The following is a 17,387-nucleotide window of genomic DNA, read 5'->3' on the forward strand; positions in this document are numbered from 1 at the left end:
GTGAAGCGTTTCTTTGATTTCCTGACCAACTCACCGGCAGCGGTGACATTCGCGGTGCTCAGCGTTCTGGGCATCGTGGTCTTCGCTGTGCCGGGACTGCATCCGATCGCCTGGATCCTCGGCCTTATTCTGTGCCTGGGAGTCATCGGCGCCCTGCTCATGTTCCATGGCGAATGGCGGCGGGCGCAGAGGCAGATCGATTCCCTGCGCCAGCTGCTGAGCACCGAGCGCGGGCGCCTCGACACGCTGGGGCTGACCCCCGTCGACGAAGAGGTCACAGCGCTTCCCGACGAAGAGCGAGCACAGCGGATCCTGGATCTGCTCCCGGATTCTGCCGGTCTGGTGCAGTCGCTGCGTCTCGACGCGACCTACGGGACGCTCGAAGTCGATGAGCTCGAGCCGCTGCACACGTTCAGGCAGGAATTCTCGAAGTCCAGCTTCGACAATTCGCGCTCGCACACTGCGTTCATGAATCTCTATCGCGCAGCCGAGGCTCTCTCGATCTGGGTGAACGAAGAGACCCGGCCGCTGGCTGACGATAAGACGAAGCGAGAGATCCGTCCAGGTGACTCCCGCAAGGGTGGCTGGAGAGAGTACACAGAAGCACGCAGCCGCGGCGAGAGCTTGGGCGACAGGTTCGTCTCCGCTCGGTGGGAATTCAACCAGACAGCATTGGAACTCGGACTCGTCGCCTGAGCGAAGTCAGTGGCGCGAAGTCAGTGGCACCGAGTCAGTGGCGGATCCACCACGAATCGGTCGGTGTCACCGGAGTCCGACGCTTGTGCTCAGAGGCACGGTACTTCTCGATGAGTGTCGCAGCAGCCGACTTCTCGATGTCTCTGCCCTCGAGGAAGTCGTCGATCTGGTCATAGCTGACTCCCAGTGACGACTCATCAGTCTGGCCCGGTTCGTCATCGAGCAGGTCCGCTGTCGGTGCCTTTCGCACCAGATGTTCGGGGGCGCCGAGGTGGTCGAGCAGTGCTCGACCTTGCCGCTTGTTCAGCCCGGCCAGCGGCACCACATCGGCACCGCCGTCACCGAATTTGGTGAAGAAGCCGGTGACCGCCTCGGCAGCGTGATCGGTGCCCGCGACGAGGAGCCGCTTCTCCCCCGCCAGCTCGAACTGAGCGACCATCCGCATCCGTGCCTTGATGTTGCCCTTGCCGAAGTCGGTGATGGCGTCTCCGGTGGCGTTCTCATATTCAGCCGCCGCCGCGTCTGTGGCCGAACCGATATTGATGACGATTTCGTGGTCGGCGCGGATGAATCCCATTGCATCCTGAGCATCGCTCTCATCGGCCTGAACATGATGCGGCAGGCGGATCGCCCAGAATTCTGCTCTCGCTCCCCGCCGACGCAGCTCCTCGACCGCCAGTTGGCACAGGCGTCCGGCCAGGGTCGAATCCTGGCCGCCGCTGATGCCCAAGGTCAGGCCTCTGACGCCTGTTGTCAGGATGTAGTCGACCAGAAATTCGACGCGACGAGCGACCTCCGTCACCGGATCGATCGTCGGCCTCACACCCAGGGTGTGCCGGATCTCGTCCTGTGTGGCTTCCATTGACATATGTTTCCAACCCTTCCGGGCAGACGCCGACGCTCAGGCGTCGGGGACGATATTGACCAACTTGGGCGCACGAACGATGACCTTGCGCACTCCGGCCCCGTCGAGCGCCTTGACGGCGTTCGGTGATTCCAGTGCCAGCTTCTCCAGATCCTCTGCCGAGATATCGGGATCGACCTCGAGCCTGGCACGCACCTTGCCCTTGACCTGAACGACACAGGTGACCTGGTCGGCGACCAGATGCTGTGGGTCCGCGACGGGGAAGGTCGCATAGGTCACCGTCGATGTGCGTCCCAGCTTCGACCACAGCTCTTCGGCCAAGTGCGGCGCGAAGGGCGAGAGCATGATGGCCAGCGGTTCGAGGACGTCGGCCGTGGTTCCACCTTGTTTCGTCGCGTGGTTCGTGAGCACGATCAGCTTCGAGATCGCGGTGTTGAAGCGCAGGTGGTCCATATCGTCTCGGACTCCGTCGATGACTTGGTGAAGGACCTTGAGCGTCTCCGGATCGGCCGCACCGTCCCTGATGACGGACTCACCGGTGGTCTCATCCACGAATAGACGCCACACGCGCTGCAGGAACCTCTGCGCGCCGACGACGGCACGCGTCTCCCACGGGCGAGCCTGCTCGATCGGCCCCATCGACATCTCATAGACGCGGAACGTGTCAGCACCGTAGGCGTCATACATCTCATCGGGAGAGACGGAGTTCTTCAGCGACTTGCCGATCTTGCCGTACTCACGGTTGACCTGCGAACCGTCGTACCAGAAGCTCGACTCGCCCTTGTCATCGGTCCTCTCCTCCACCTCGGCGGCGGGGACATAGACCCCACGTGAGTCGGTGTAGGCGTAAGCCTGGATGTAGCCCTGATTGACCAGACGATGGAACGGCTCCGACGAGGTGACGTGGCCCAGGTCGAATAGGATCTTGTGCCAGAACCGGGCGTAGAGAAGGTGCAGAACCGAGTGCTCGGCACCGCCGACGTAGAGGTCGGCGCCGCCGCGCGGCTTGGATTCGCGTGGACCCAGCCAGTAGTTCTCGTTGACCGGATCCACGAGACGGTCGCTGTTGTGCGGGTCGGCGTAGCGCAGCTGGTACCAGGACGATCCGGCCCAGTTGGGCATCGTGTTCGTCTCGCGGTAGTACCTCTGCGGACCATCGCCCAGGTCGAGTTCGACCTCGACCCAATCGCGATTGCGCCCCAGGGCAGGTTCCGGATGGCTGTCGGCATCATCGGCGGCAAACGTCCGAGGTGCGAAGTCGTCGACCTCGGGCAGATCCACCGGCAGCATGGAATCGGGCAGTGCGATGGGTGTGCCGGCCTCGTTGTAGACGATCGGGAACGGTTCGCCCCAATACCGCTGGCGTGAGAACAGCCAATCCCGCAGTCGGTACTGGGTCGACTCGGTAGCCAGTCCCTGGCCGGCCAGCCAGGCGGTGATCGTCTCCTTCGCCGCATCGATTTCGAGACCGTTGATGTCGATCTCGTCGTTGGCGGAGTTGATCATCACGCCGGCGCCGGTGAAGGGAGTGTCCTCATCGTGGTCGGCTGGAGGCTGCACCGTGCGCACGTAGGGCAGTCCGAAGGACTTCGCGAAGTCCCAGTCACGGGCATCCTCTGCCGGAACGGCCATGATCGCGCCGGTGCCATAGCCCATCAGCACATAGTCGGCGACGAAGACGGGGATCTGCTCACCGGTCGCAGGATTGATCGCATAGGAACCGGTGAAGATTCCGGTCTTGTCCTTGCTCTGCTGACGATCCGCGTCAGTCTTCGCTGCCGCGTCCCGCTGGTAGGTGGCGATCGCCTCGGCGGGGCTGGGCTGACCACCGCGCCACGAATCGGGCGTCTGCTCATCCCACTCAGCTGCAGTCAGCTCAGCGACCTGCGGATGCTCTGGGCTGAGAACGAGATAGGTGGCGCCGAAGAGTGTGTCCGGACGGGTCGTATAGACCTCGACTTGGGTATCTGATGCGGCCACAGGCAGGCGCAGCAGGGCACCCTTGGAGCGGCCGATCCAGTTGACCTGCATACTGCGAACGGCCGAAGGCCAGTCCAAGTCGTCCAGGTCGTCGATGAGGCGGTCGGCGTAGGCGGTGATGCGCATGTTCCACTGCCGCAGACGGCGGGTGTAGACCGGGAAGTTGCCACGTTCGGACAGTCCCTCGGCCGTGACTTCCTCGTTCGCGAGCACTGTGCCCAGTCCCGGGCACCAGTTGACCGGGGATTCCGAGACGTAGGCCAAGCGGTAGTCCTGCAGGATGTTCTCCTGCTCCGCCGGGCTCAGCTCGGCCCAGGGACGAGAGCCAGGTGCCTGTTTGGTTCCCTGCTCGAATTTCTCGACCAGTGTGGTGATCGGCCGTGCGGCACCGACGGAGTCCTCTCCTTCGGTGGTTGCCTCCGGGTCGTACCAGGAGTTGAAGATCTGCAGGAAGATCCACTGGGTCCACCGGACGAAGTCGTCGTCGGTGGTCGCGAAGCTGCGGCGTGCGTCGTGGGCAAGCCCCAGCCGGCGCAGCTGACGTGTCATGTTCTTGATGTTCGCATCCGTCGTGATGCGTGGGTGCTGTCCCGTCTGCACCGCGTACAGATCGGCGGGCAGTCCGAAGGCGTCATAGGACAGTGCATGCATGACGTTGTGCCCGCGCATCCGCTGATAGCGGCCGTAGACGTCCGTACCCAGGTATCCCAAGGGGTGACCGACGTGCAGTCCGGCTCCCGAGGGGTAGGGGAACATGTCCATGATGTAGAGGGATTCACGCTCACCGAGGGCCTGTGGCGGAGCGTAGGCAGACTCCGAATCCTGTCGACCGAGACTTCCGTCAGCCAGGCTCAGATCACCGGTGGGGTTCGGCGCGTGGAAAGTTCCCGCCTGTTCCCATGTGTGCTGCCATGACTTCTCGATCTTCTCGGCCAGCACCGCGTCATAGCGGAAACCGGTCTCCTCAGGATTCGTCGTCATTACCTTCCTTCACTGACTGGGCGTGAGCGGGTTTCGACCATCGTACTCTGAACATTCCCTGCTTCGACTTGGCTAGACTGCCAGATAGAGGCGTGAAGTGGTTTTGAGCCTCCAAACGTGAGCGATTTCACCTCACAACGCCAGACCAGTAGGATAACCGGGCAGTAACTTACGTCACGAAGGAGACCTCATGAGCCCAGCGACAATGCCCCAATCCACGACCCCGGTCGTGGACTTCAAGGTTGATACGACGTCATCGACGACCGATGTCTTCCTCGCGAAGGTGGCCGAGGACGCGAATCTGCCGTTGCTGGCCAAACCAGTTGAGAACGGCTGGGAGGAAGTGAGCGCCGGCGAATTCCTCACCCAGGTCCGCACAGCAGCCAAGGGGCTCATTGCTTCCGGAGTCGAGGTCGGGGACCGGATCGCGATCTTCGGTCCCACCTCCTTCGAATGGACGCTCAGCGACTACGCCGTGTGGTTCGCCGGCGCGATCTCCGTTCCGTTCTACGACACTTCTTCCGAAGACCAGCTGGCCTGGATGATCAAAGACGCGGAAGTCGGCCGTGGCCTTGTCAGCACACGTGAGCACGCCGACCGGGTCGAAGCCGCTGCGGCCGCCGCCGGAATCGCGGCCCCACAGCTATGGGTGTGGGACCAAGGAGCCTCCGCCGAGCTCGAGACAACCGGGCGCGAGATCAGCGATGACGCCCTCGAAGCTCAGCGCTCACAGGTCACCGGCGAATCGGTCGCCACCCTCATCTACACCTCCGGCACCACCGGCAAGCCCAAGGGCTGCGTCCTCACACACGGGAACTTTGTGCAGACGGTGCAAGCTGCTCAGGAGCAGATCCCTGAGATCTTCACCGGAGGCATGCGCGCCCTGTTGTTCCTGCCGCAGGCACATGTCTTTGCCCGCTTCATCGAGGTCCTTGCGATCAGCTCCGGCGCTCTGCTGGCCCACCAGTCCGACCTGACCAAGCTCACCGACGCGCTTGCCAGCTTCCGTCCATCGTTCATCCTCGGAGTTCCTCGAGTCTTCGAGAAGGTATTCAACTCGGCACTGGCGACGGCCCAGTCCGGCGGCAAGGAGAAGATCTTCCGTCGAGCAGAACAGGTCGCGGTCTCCTATTCCAAGGCCACGGATGCCGGCAAGGTCCCGGTCGCGCTCAAGCTGCAGCACGCGCTCTTCGACAAACTCGTGTATTCGAAGCTCCGTACGGTCATGGGCAACAACGTCAGCGCCGCGGTCTCCGGCGGCGGCCCCCTCGGCGCCCACCTCGGTCACTTCTTCCGCGGAGTCGGCCTCGTCGTCCTCGAAGGATACGGCCTGACGGAGACGACCGCCCCGATCACTGTCAATGTGCCGGAAAAGGCCAAAATCGGCACCGTCGGCATTCCCCTTCCCGGTGTCAGCGTGGCGATCGCACCCGATGGGGAGATTCTGGCCAAGGGCGTCCCTGTCTTCCGCGAATACTGGAACAACCCCAAGGCCACCGACAAGGAATTCCACGACGGATGGTTCGCCACCGGCGACCTCGGCTCACTCGACGAGGACGGCTACCTCACGATCAGCGGCCGCAAGAAGGAGCTCATCGTCACCTCGAGCGGCAAGAACATCGCGCCGGCACCTCTCGAAGATGCACTGCGCCGCCACCCGCTCATCGGCCAGCCTGTGGTCGTCGGCGACAACCGGAAGTTCATCTCTGCACTCATCTTCCTCGACTCGGAGATGCTGCCGACATGGTTGAAGAATCATGATCTGCCGGAGATGGACCTGCGCCAGGCTTCTGCCGACGAAACCGTGAGAGCCACCATCGAGCAGGCAGTCGAGAACGTCAACAGAACCGTGTCACGGGCGGAGGGCATCAAGAAGTTCACAATCCTGCCCGTTGAACTCACCGAAGACAACGGCTACCTGTCGGCAAAGCAGTCGGTCAAGCGTCACCTCGTCGGCAAGGACTTCGCCGCCGACATCGACGCGCTCTACGCCGACTGACCACGGTCCGGCGAGGGGACGCAGGCCCGCAAGGAGACGTAGGCTGGGACTCAGAGGAGACCACTGAGGCACTTGAGCGAAGGAGTGGACCGTGTCCGATGACAGCATCCAGATGAACAGCTATGTGGCCAAGGACGAGGAATTCGCCCGGGACACGAACTACATCGAAGACCGGATCCTTGCCGCTCCCGACTCGCGGTGGCCGGTCGAACCCGGTCGCTACCGACTCATTGCCGCTCGTGCCTGCCCGTGGGCGAACCGGACGATCATCGTCCGCAGGCTGCTGGGCCTCGAGGACGTCATCTCCATCGGAATGCCGGGTCCCACGCACGATGCTCGGTCATGGACGTTCGACCTCGACCCCGGCGGAGTCGACCCAGTGCTGGGCATCGAGCGTCTGCAGCAGGCGTTCTTCGCACGCTTCCCGGACTACCCCCGCGGAATCACCGTCCCTGCAATGGTCGAAATCGCCAGTGGTGCTGTCGTGACGAACGATTTCCCGCAGATCACCGAGGACTTCTCCACTCAGTGGAAGCAATATCACAGAGAGGGCGCCCCGGATCTCTGGCCCGAAGAGTCTCGGGAGGAGATGGAGAAGGTCATGCGCCTGATCTACACGGAGATCAACAACGGGGTCTACCGTTGTGGCTTCGCCGGCTCTCAGGAAGCCTACGACGCTGCCTTCGACCGACTGTTCGCTGCTCTCGACACGATTGAACAACGTCTGAGCAATTCCCGGTACCTCATGGGCGGCTCCATCACCGAGGCGGATGTCCGTCTATTCACCACGCTGGTTCGCTTCGACCCCGTCTACTTCGGACACTTCAAGTGCAATCGCCAGACGCTGCGGGATTTCGAGAACCTCTGGGGCTATGCCCGTGATCTCTACCAGACTCCGGGATTCGGAGACACCGTGGACTTCACTCAGATCAAACAGCACTACTACATCGTCCACGTCGATGTGAACCCGACGCAGATCATTCCCAAGGGTCCCGATCTCGCCGGTTGGCTCTCGCCTCATGGCCGAGAGAGGCTGGGTGGCTCACCCTTCGGCGACGGCACCGCCCCCGGACCTGTCCGCGCCGGTGAGGAAGTTCCGGAGGAGCACACCGCTGCCGCCTGGCTGTGATGAAGTCTGCGGGTCGTGCAGTGATTCAGGCCGCGCCGTGATGCGCACCGAAGGCTCAGCTTCCAGACCGCGCAGCCTTTGCCCTCCTACGCTTGCGGACTTTCAATACGATCCACACGGCGACGAAGACGACCACGGCAATGATGACCAGCGTCTGGAAGTAACCTGCATAGGTTTCCACAATCGACCAGTTCTCGCCGAGGTAGAAGCCGGCAACGATGAGGATGGTGTTCCAGATTGTGCTTCCTGCGGTGGTCAGCACCAGGAACTTGATGATGGACATGTTCCGCATGCCGGCGGGGATGGAGATCAGGGACCGGAAGATGGGGACCATCCGGCCGAAGAACACTGCCTTGTCACCGTGCTTGTCGAACCATCCAACCGTCTTGTGCACGTCATCGACGTCGACCAACGGCATCTTCACGGCAATGCGGCTGATGCGCTCAAGGCCGATCCATTTGCCGAGCGCCCACAGGACGACTGCACCCACGACGGAGCCGACGGTGGCGAGGATGATCGCCAGGACGATGTTCATGCTTCCCTGGCTGGCCGTGAAGCCCGCCAGCGGCAGCACGAGTTCGCTGGGAATCGGTGGGAAGATGGTGTCCAAAAACACCAAGAAACCGACACCGATGGGCCCCAGCGTCTCCATGAGCGTCACGGCCCAGGCGGAGAAGCCGCTGAGATTGCCTGCCGCTGAAGAGCCTGCGGACAGCATCAGATCGATAGGCAGGGCTGTCGAAATTGGTGTCGGCATGGTCAAAAGTCTAGATTACAGGCGCGGCCCACCACTCCCAGGACCCTCCCAGCGGCTAGTGTTGAAACAGACACCTGCGGGTCACGATCGAAGGAGCACGAAGTGGCACCAGCCAAAGTACTGGCCTCACGCAACACGGTCGCCGAAGTCGGCCACACCGCCATCAACCAGCCGGGACCAGCCCACCTGATGCGCGCCGTCAAACGCTTCGGCGATCGGCTGGGCAACCAGTTCGGCGCAGCCATCACCTACTTCCTGGTTCTCGCAGTCATGCCGATCGCGATGTTCACCTTCGCCAGTCTGGGCTTCGTTCTCGACGTTGCACGTCCGGACCTTCTTCCGATCGTCGTCGAGCAGATCGAGAAGCAGGTGGGCGGAAACTCATCGCTGACGGAGCAGCTGGAGAGCTTCCTCACCAGCTGGCAGTCGGTCGGCATCATCGCCATCCTGGCGGCTCTCTACACAGGCCAGGGATTCATCGGCAACCTCGGTGCTGCGGTGAGAGCACAGCTGCACGCAGACTTCGACGATGTCGTGCCCGATAAGTCATTCGTCAAGAAGATCCTCAACAACGTTGCAACTCTCCTGGGGCTCATCGTGGGCCTGCTGCTCACGGTGGCATTGACCGTCGTCGGCACCGGCCTGGGCTCGATCATCAGCGAGATGCTCAACCTCGGCGGGTTCGGGTCATTGGTCATCAGGGTGGTGCCGTTCATCATCACGCTGGGGGCTGCTTGGCTGATCTTCATGTTCCTCTTCACCATGCTGCCCGATCACCCGGTCGGCAAAAGAGCCAAGATCAGGGGCTCACTCCTCGGTGCCGTGGCCTTCACGATTCTCATCAACCTGGCCACTGTCCTCGTCGAGATCTTCTCCGGCAACAAAGCTGCCGGTGTGTTCGGATCGATCATCGCGATCATGCTGACGATGAATATCTTCGCCCGGATCATCCTGTTCGTTGCGGCCTGGATCGGAACCGCGAACCCGCCCCGGCCACAGGAAGACTCCTCGCCCGAATACCGCTTCGTCGAACCCCAGGTCCAGATCCAGAGTCTCGGTGCTCTGTTGGCCGGCGCCGGCATCATCGCACTCACTCTGCTGGGATTCCGACGCTTCGACGAGCACCAGACGAAACGCGATTAGACAACCCGTTAGACTGAGCGAGAATTCGCTAACTGACCGAGGAGACACGACCTTTGACTGATGCAACGACGGCTCGCCTGAACGAATGGGCGAACAAGCAGACTGCCGCCGAAGAACTCATCCCACTGACCGGACGCCTGTACCGCGAGAACGACGTACTGCTGACGCTGTTCGGCCGGTCGCTGCTGAATAAGTCAGTGATCGGAATGATCAAGGCTCACCGCTATGCCCGCCACTTCCTCGGCGAGGATCTCGACATCGAAGTCACGCTGAAGATCGTACGGGCGCTGGCCGAGCTTGACCTGGGGCCCACCCGAATCGACTTGGGTCGTCTGATCCAGAAGCAGCAGGAGCAGTCCGACTCCGTTGAGAGCTTCCTCTCCGCCGAACTCGCCTCAGTTGCGGGTACCAAGGGTGAGGACGGTGCAGTTCGCGACATCGTGCTCTATGGCTTCGGCCGCATCGGCCGTCTGCTGGCTCGCATCCTCATCGATCGCGCTGGCGGCACAGGTATGCGTCTGCGTGCAATCGTCGTGCGCAAGGGCAGCGACGATGACATCGTCAAGCGCGCATCGCTTCTGCGACGTGACTCCGTGCACGGCAATTTCGACGGCAGCATCGTCGTCGACGAAGAGGCCAACACGATTCAGGCCAACGGAACGCTGATCCAAGTCATCTACTCCAATGATCCCTCGCAGGTCGACTACACCGAGTACGGAATCAACGATGCCGTCATCGTTGACAACACCGGCAAATGGCGTGACGAAGAAGGTCTGTCCAAGCACCTGGAATGCCCCGGCGCCTCGAAGGTCATTCTCACTGCACCGGGCAAAGGCGACGTCAAGAACATCGTCTACGGTGTCAACGACGCGGCCATTCTCGATGACGATACTGTCATGTCAGCCGCATCGTGCACCACGAACGCGATCACCCCGGTGCTCAAGGCCCTCCATGACAAGTACGGGGTCCGCAACGGCCACGTCGAGACGGTGCACTCGTTCACCAACGACCAAAACCTCATCGACAACTTCCACAAGGGCTCCCGTCGTGGCCGCGCTGCCGGCCTCAACATGGTGCTCACCGAAACCGGAGCGGCCAAGGCCGTCGCGAAGGCTCTGCCCGAGCTCAAAGGCAAGCTCTCAGGCAACGCGATCCGGGTTCCCACGCCGAACGTGTCGATGGCGATCCTCAACCTCAACCTTGAGAATGCAACGAGCGTCGATGAGCTCAACGAGTTCCTGCGTGAGACCTCGATGAATTCGTCGCTGCGCAATCAGATCGACTACGTCTCCTCCCCCGAACTGGTCTCCAGCGACCTCGTCGGATCGAAGCGAGCAGGCGTCGTCGATGGCCTGGCCACGATCGTCGATGACGACCGCGTCGTCGTCTACGTCTGGTACGACAACGAGTTCGGCTACAGCTGCCAAGTCATTCGCTGTGTGGCGAAGATGGCCGGAGTCGACGTTCCTGCGTTCCCCTGATCTGATCGATCCGAGCGACTGATCGCATGCGTAAGCGCCCGCAGCCTGAATGGCTGCGGGCGCTTCACTGTCTGTGAGTGTGGGCTCGCCTCGAGTGCTTTCCTGCCTACGGCGGCTGAGACGTCCTGTCCGTATGCGACCGGTGACCGGCGAACCTGTTCAGGCTCGGTCTCTGCCCCTGCCTGCCTTCTCATTCTCGAACGCGTCGTGAAGCCAGATCGGGGTATAGGTGCGGAACCGATCGGCCAGCTCGTCATCGCTGTCGAGAATCACGGCAAAGCGATCATCAGCGCTGGAGAGTTCATTGGCCCACACAGGTCCCAGACAGGCGAGAATCGCACATGCCAGGACAACCGCGACTGCCAAGATCGGTGTCATCGAGAACAGCATCCATCCGAACAGGAGTCCGATCACCGCAAAGCCGATTGCCACAGCCATACCCGCGTTGCGGCTTCTGGGTGCGCGGGCACGGGCCGGTCTGGCGGAGGATACTGAGTCGAGGATGTCACGATTGATCCTCGTCCACGCGATGATCGCACCCAGGGCGCACACGATTCCGATCATGATGAGACTGAATGCTGAGAACAGCAGAACCGTGTCCACCCGAGTCCCCTGCGCCTGCATCGCCGCGCCGAGACCGGCTACGAGCATGGCAAGGGCCAACACGAGCATGCTCAGCAGTCGTGCTCTGCGCACCGCAATGAGTTCGCCGACGATCTGAGCGAGGAACGCCCGCTGGGCAGCATGGTCTGACATCTCGGTCATCGTACGTAGCCCGCCGCCTTGTCGACCGTGTGCGGGAACGTCTCACCTGCCGCGTACTTCTCGAACAGGTCGACGAACTGGCCGGCCAGGCGTGTACGCCATCCATCTGTGTCCCCACTCATGTGCGGAGTGACGATGACGTTGTCGGCCTGCCACAAGGGGTGGTCGGCTGGCAGCGGCTCTTCGTCGAAGACGTCGAGGCCTGCACCGGAGATCTGACCTGTCTCGAGTGCGTTGACGAGGTCGGAGGTGACAACACCTTCACCACGACCGACATTGACGAAGTAGGCGCTTGACTCCATGGCGGCGAACACCTCGGCGTCGAAGAGGTTCTTCGTTCTGTCCGTCAGCGGCGCGATGTTGATGACCCAGTCGACGCCGGACAGGTGAGAACTCAGCTGAGATGAGTCGATGACGATCCCGAAGTCAGCGTCTCCGGTCCGTGCGTGGCTGCCGGCTCCGGTGACATTGACGTCGAGGGCGCTGAGGACCCTGGCGATCTCCCGGCCGATCGAACCTGTGCCGACGATCAGAGCCTGGGATCCCGCGAGATTCTTGGTCGATCGACGGTTCCAGACGGACTCCCGTTGGTCCTGAAGTGATCGCAGCGAGTTCTTCGCATGGATCAGGATGTAGTTGAGCACGAATTCCGCGATCGGACGGTCGAAGATGCCACGTGCATTCGTGACCACCACCTCCGAGGCCGAGAGTTCGTCGAACAGCAGCGAGTCCACCCCTGCCGCGGCCGCGTGGATCCACTTCAGGCTGTCAGCGTGTCCGAATTCGCTGCGCAGCGCCTTTGAGAAGAAGTCCCAGAGAAGGAGGACATCGGTGCCGGGGAGAGCGGAGCCCAACTCGTGGGCCTCGACGATCCGCAGCTCGACGTCCTCCTTTCGACCGAGATCAGTGAGCTGGTCCGGAATCTCCGTCCCAGGGGCGTTGAGTATGGTCAGTACCGTCATGAGTCGACTCCTTCAGCCTAGCCTTCTCAGCCAGACTATCGGATGAGTCGGTCTGACTCTGGGAAACGTCCGTCAGACTGGCGGATGAGTCTGCGCCGACTCGCACGAGCTCTCGTTTCGCAGGGTCAGCCTTCAAGGTCTGAGCCAGCGGTGTGTTGGGCAGGAAGCACAGGAAGACGAACCCGAGGACTGCCAGTGGGGCGACCCACAGGAACAGCGGCACCAAGGCGTCGTTGTACGACGTGATGATGAGAGTGTGCAGCGGCTCAGGCATGTCGGCGACGATCTGGGGTGTGAGCCCCGTCGAGGACACCTTGGGCAGCGGCTGCGACGGATTGGCCTTTGCCAGCTCGCCCATCCCGTCTTTGATGTTGTCCAGGAGGCGCTGTGTGAAGACCGAACCGATGAAGGCCATGCCCAAGGTCGCTCCGACCTGGCGGAAGTAGTTGTTCGATGCTGTGGCAGTGCCGACCATGGCAACGGGGAATGCGTTCTGGACGACGAGCACGAGGGTCTGCATGCTCAGTCCCAGTCCGAGCCCCAGCAGAGCCAAGCAGCCCATGGTCTCCCAAGCGGCGCTGTCTGCTTTGAGCTGCGACAGCAGCACAAGAGAGGCAGCCATGATCAGGATGCCCATCAGAGGGTATTTCTTATACTTGCCGGTGCGGGACACGACGAACCCGATGAGGGTCGAGGAGATGAGCATCGTGCCCATCATAGGAACCATCATCAGGCCCGCCACTGTGGCATCGATGCCGTGAACCATCTGCAGATAGGTGGGCATGTAGGACAGAACACCGAACATTCCGACGCCGATGAACAGGCCTGCGATGGTGCACAGCAGGAAGTCGCGGTTCTTGAACAGGTACATCGGGATGACCGGCTCGCTGACCTTGAGCTCGACGAAGATGAATCCGACGATCGCGAGGACACCGACGACGATGAGGCCGTTGATCTGCCACGATCCCCATTCGTAGTCGTGTCCGCCCCATGCGGATACGAGGACGATGCAGGAAGTGACGATCGAGATCAGGGCCATGCCGATGACGTCGATCTTCGGACGTGGTCCAGGGGCCCGTTTGGGCACCTTGAGGAAGATGGCGGCAGCGATGAGAGCGATGATGCCCAGTGGGAAGTTGATGGCGAAGGCCCAGCGCCAGCCGGGACCTTCCGTCAGCCAACCGCCGATGAGTGGGCCGGCGACTGAGGACACGGCGAAGGCCGAACCCATGATGCCCATGTACTTGCCACGTTCACGGGCTGGGACCACAGAGGCGATGATGGACTGCGACAGGATCATCATGCCGCCGCCGCCGATGCCCTGGAGCACACGACCGAAGATGAGCATCGACATGTCGTTTGCGATGAGTGCGAAGACCGAGCCGAGCAGGAAGCAGCAGATCGCGAACATGAAGAGCGGTTTGCGACCGAACAGGTCGCCGACCTTGCCGTAGATGGGCATCATGATCGTCGAGGCGAGCATGAACGCTGTGGACACCCACAGCATCTGGTCAACACCGTCGAGTTCACCGACGATCGTCGGCAGGGCGGTCGCCAGCACCGTCTGGTTGAGGGAGAACATGAACATCGCGATCATCAGTCCCACAAACAACAGGATGATCGCAGATGTCTTCATCTGCTCGGGTTCGCTGCGGTCCTCCGGGGACTTCGGCGTTTCGCCGGCTCTCAGTCCTTGATTGCTTCTCATTTCAGCCTTTGTCATAGTCGGTCCAGAACCTTGAGGAAGAGTCCCAATGATTCTTCGAAGAGTGGTTGCGTGCCGGACTTCTCGTCAATGCGCTCGGGTGAGCGCTTGACCGTCTGACCAGCGTGGTTCAGGGGCACCCGGCACAGTTGGGTGAGCATCCTGGCGCTGCGCCAGGCCGATTCTTCGGTGGAGAACTCCTGCCCCAGGAAGCGCAGACGAGCCAACACGTGTTCGGCAACGAGCTCTTCAAGAGCCTCGGCCCGATCGAAGCGCTTGCTGACCAGCTCCGGATAGCGGGCGAACAGTTTCCTGCGCCGTGCCGGCAGGCTGGGATCCATCGAACCCATGAGCAGCACTTCGCGGACGAAACGGGCAGTGTCCTCGGCCAGATCCTCCACCCCTGAATCAGAGTGGACGTAGTCTTCCACCAGCTTGGCGTCGATATTCGACTCGTCGAGCCCGACGATGGCATCTTCCTTCGTCGCGTAGTAGTTGAAGAAGGTTCGTGTGGATACGCCGACATCGGCGGCGATATTCGCCACCGTCGCGCAGTCGAGTCCCTCGTCGATAACCCGAGTGATTGCCGCGTCGTGCAGCGCATGACGCGTCTGACGCGCCTTTTTGGCACGGAGGGATTCGGGTTCGGATTCACGCATGAGACCATTTTTGCATCTCATGCAACTTTTCACCAACTGCAAAATTGCAATTGTGCACTATTTCACGTTCTCAGGCGAGATTCGCCGCCTTCACATCAGTGTCTTCAACCGTGCCCTGTGCTGTTCGAGAACCTGCAGCTGCCCCAGAAGCGTCGTCTGCGCATCGGTGTCCGTGGTGTCCTGCCGCTGCAGCCGTGAGTGCAGCTCCTTGGCGATCCGTTCGAGGTCGTAGTCGAAGAGGCGGGCCACGATGCCTCTGGCGAATCCCTCCGCGCTGACACCGTCTGCCACCGGCAAGGGAGACACGAGCAGCTGCATGACATAGGGCCTGAGATCCTCGTCACTGGCTGCGAGGACGGCTTCCGCCCAGCGCGCGGCGTCGGCGGATCCGGCTGAGTTCACACCTCCGGCTGCCTTCAGTCCCCCGGCAGCCTTGATCGCAGACTGGATCCGGCGATAGCCCGGGTGTTCGAAGGCGCGGGCAGACAGGGAGTCGAAGAGCTTTGCGTTGACGAACTCGGGATGCTGCAGCGCCACCATCAGGGCCCCCTTCTCCGTCTTCAGGCGAGCGGGGCTGATCGGGGCCGACAGGTTCGACACGTCTGGGCGCTCGTCGTAGACGTATTCGATGGCGGTGTCGTCCCTGCCGGCAACTCCCCCGGCGGAGCCGGGCGCTGGCTGTCCCGGCGCCTGCCGTCCGGACGCCGGTCCCGACGCCTGCGCGCCGGCGGCCTGCCGCCCTGGCCGGGTCTGCGCCGGAGCCGATTGGTGCTGGTTCCACGGGGCAGACTGACCCTGCGATCCGGGCGATGTCTGAGCCGGTCCGGGCGGTGTCTGGGCCGGTCCGGGCGGTGTCTGGGCCGGTCCGGGAGGAGTCTCCGGCAGGGCCTGCGGTGAGCCGCCCTGAGTCTGACGAGACTGGTGAGGCTGCGATTTCTTCGGCCTCTTTCGGGCATCCCTGACCGCAGATTCCACCTCGTCGATGTCGACGCCGATGCGGCCGGCGACAAAGCGATAGTAGTGGCTGAGGCTGTTGCGATCGCGAATGTCGGTCAGGACCTCGGCACTGGCCTTGACTGCAGCGATCCTCCCCTCGACCGAGTCGAGATCGTAGCGAGAGATCGCGGTGGTGATGACGAACTCGAAGAGCGGTTTGCGACCGTCGATGAGTTCGCGCAGCGCACCGTCGCCCTTCTGCATCCGCAGGTCGCAGGGGTCGAGTCCGTCCGGCTCGACTGCGACGAAGGTCTGGGCGGTGAACTCACTTTCGAACTCGAAGGCCCGCAGTGCCGCCTTCTGTCCGGCTGCGTCTCCGTCGAAGGTGAAGATCACCTGTCCCGTCGGGTCGTCGCCGAGCAGTCGCCTCACGATCTTCACATGCTCGGGCCCGAAGGCCGTTCCACATGTGGCCACCGCCTGCGTGACTCCAGCCAGGTGTGCGGCCATGACATCTGTATAGCCCTCGACGATGACCACGCGCTTGGTCTTCGCGATGTCCTTCTTGGCCAGATCCAGACCGTAGAGCACCTGGTTCTTGTGATAGAGGGCGGTTTCCGGAGTATTCAGATACTTCGGGCCCTGGTCATCGTCGAACAGGCGCCTGGCCCCGAAGCCGATGGTCCGTGAGGTCATGTCCTTGATGGGCCAGACGACCCTGCCCCGGAAACGGTCGTAGATGCCGCGGCCACCCTCACTGGCCAAGCCTCCTGCAAGAACCTCCTCTTCGCTGAAACCGGCTCGTTTGAGCTGGCTGGTCAGCGAATCCCAGGACTTGGGTGCGAAGCCGAGGCCGAATTCTCGGCTCGAGCTGCTGGGGAAGCCACGGCCTTCGAGGAACTCCCGACCGATCTGTCCCTGCTCACCTTCCAGCGACTGAGTGAAGAAGCGCTGCGCGACCTCGTGCATCTCCAGCAGGCGTTGGCGCCGGCTGGCCTGCTCACGATCGGGACCCTTGCCATCTTCATAGCGCAGATGCATCCCGATCTTGCCGGCCAGAGATTCGACGGTTTCGACGAAGCTGAGCTGTTCGATCTTCTGCAGGAAGGCGAAGACGTCGCCAGACTCACCGCAGCCGAAGCAGTGATACATCCCGACCTGAGGACGAACGGTGAACGACGGGGTCTTCTCATCATGGAATGGGCAGAGGCCCTTGAGCGAGCCGATTCCCGCGGTCTTGAGCGTGACGAACTCGCCCACCACCTCGTCGATGCGGGTTCGACTTCGCAGCTCGTCGATGTCCTCGCGTCTGATCAGTCCGGCCATGGT

The 17,387-nt window shown here is 62.1% G+C and carries 13 protein-coding genes; 5 read left to right on the forward strand and 8 right to left on the reverse strand.

Translation table 11 applies throughout. From position 1 onward, the window contains the following. Window positions 1-696 carry a hypothetical protein gene (locus JFC13_RS06830; protein WP_198396336.1) on the forward strand — a complete coding sequence of 232 codons (696 nt, stop codon included), beginning with the start codon at window positions 1-3 and terminating at the stop codon, window positions 694-696. 34 nt (window positions 697-730) lie between these two features. Here JFC13_RS06830 and nadE read toward each other — a convergent pair whose 3' ends face one another. Next, window positions 731-1,558, reverse strand: coding sequence for an ammonia-dependent NAD(+) synthetase (gene nadE, locus JFC13_RS06835; protein WP_269770004.1), 828 nt, complete (start codon window positions 1,556-1,558; stop codon window positions 731-733). A gap of 39 nt (window positions 1,559-1,597) precedes the next feature. Continuing rightward, window positions 1,598-4,522, reverse strand: a complete 2,925-nt coding sequence (gene leuS, locus JFC13_RS06840) for a leucine--tRNA ligase (RefSeq protein ID WP_198396338.1) — start codon at window positions 4,520-4,522, stop codon at window positions 1,598-1,600. Between the two features lie 190 nt (window positions 4,523-4,712). Here leuS and JFC13_RS06845 point away from each other — a divergent pair, with 190 nt between their 5' ends. After that, a complete protein-coding gene (locus tag JFC13_RS06845; RefSeq protein WP_232488280.1) occupies window positions 4,713-6,521 on the forward strand; it encodes an AMP-dependent synthetase/ligase in 1,809 nt (602 codons plus the stop codon). Between the two features lie 112 nt (window positions 6,522-6,633). Then, the gene (locus JFC13_RS06850) at window positions 6,634-7,650 is read left to right on the forward strand and encodes a glutathione S-transferase family protein (protein ID WP_198396487.1); all 1,017 of its coding nucleotides are present in this window, start codon (window positions 6,634-6,636) and stop codon (window positions 7,648-7,650) included. 55 nt (window positions 7,651-7,705) lie between these two features. Here JFC13_RS06850 and JFC13_RS06855 read toward each other — a convergent pair whose 3' ends face one another. Next, window positions 7,706-8,407, reverse strand: a complete 702-nt coding sequence (locus tag JFC13_RS06855; RefSeq protein ID WP_232488281.1) for a DedA family protein — start codon at window positions 8,405-8,407, stop codon at window positions 7,706-7,708. 102 nt (window positions 8,408-8,509) lie between these two features. On the opposite strand from JFC13_RS06855, the gene JFC13_RS06860 reads away from it, so the two are divergent. Together JFC13_RS06860 and JFC13_RS06865 are read left to right on the forward strand one after the other, a co-directional pair. Next, window positions 8,510-9,550, forward strand: a complete 1,041-nt coding sequence (locus JFC13_RS06860) for a YhjD/YihY/BrkB family envelope integrity protein (RefSeq protein ID WP_198396339.1) — start codon at window positions 8,510-8,512, stop codon at window positions 9,548-9,550. A 53-nt stretch (window positions 9,551-9,603) separates the two neighbouring features. Next, the gene (locus JFC13_RS06865) at window positions 9,604-11,031 is read left to right on the forward strand and encodes a glyceraldehyde-3-phosphate dehydrogenase (protein ID WP_198396340.1); all 1,428 of its coding nucleotides are present in this window, start codon (window positions 9,604-9,606) and stop codon (window positions 11,029-11,031) included. A 159-nt stretch (window positions 11,032-11,190) separates the two neighbouring features. On the opposite strand, the gene JFC13_RS06870 is transcribed toward JFC13_RS06865, so the two are convergent. The 5 genes from JFC13_RS06870 to dnaG form a co-directional block, all read right to left on the reverse strand. Then, window positions 11,191-11,787 (reverse strand): hypothetical protein, encoded by a 597-nt coding sequence (locus JFC13_RS06870; RefSeq protein WP_232488282.1) that lies wholly within the window; start codon window positions 11,785-11,787, stop codon window positions 11,191-11,193. 5 nt (window positions 11,788-11,792) lie between these two features. Then, the gene (locus JFC13_RS06875; protein ID WP_198396342.1) at window positions 11,793-12,758 is read right to left on the reverse strand and encodes a D-2-hydroxyacid dehydrogenase; all 966 of its coding nucleotides are present in this window, start codon (window positions 12,756-12,758) and stop codon (window positions 11,793-11,795) included. Then, window positions 12,700-14,466, reverse strand: coding sequence for an MDR family MFS transporter (locus tag JFC13_RS06880; protein WP_198396343.1), 1,767 nt, complete (start codon window positions 14,464-14,466; stop codon window positions 12,700-12,702). The genes JFC13_RS06875 and JFC13_RS06880 overlap by 59 nt, the downstream gene beginning before the upstream one ends. 11 nt (window positions 14,467-14,477) lie before the next feature. Then, window positions 14,478-15,122, reverse strand: coding sequence for a TetR/AcrR family transcriptional regulator (locus JFC13_RS06885; protein ID WP_198396344.1), 645 nt, complete (start codon window positions 15,120-15,122; stop codon window positions 14,478-14,480). Window positions 15,123-15,212: 90 nt separating this feature from the next. Continuing rightward, window positions 15,213-17,384, reverse strand: coding sequence for a DNA primase (gene dnaG / locus JFC13_RS06890; RefSeq protein ID WP_198396345.1), 2,172 nt, complete (start codon window positions 17,382-17,384; stop codon window positions 15,213-15,215). Window positions 17,385-17,387: the final 3 nt, after the last annotated feature.

This window comes from Brevibacterium antiquum (assembly GCF_016107655.1).
In the GTDB taxonomy this organism is placed as follows: Bacteria; Actinomycetota; Actinomycetes; order Actinomycetales; family Brevibacteriaceae; genus Brevibacterium; species Brevibacterium antiquum.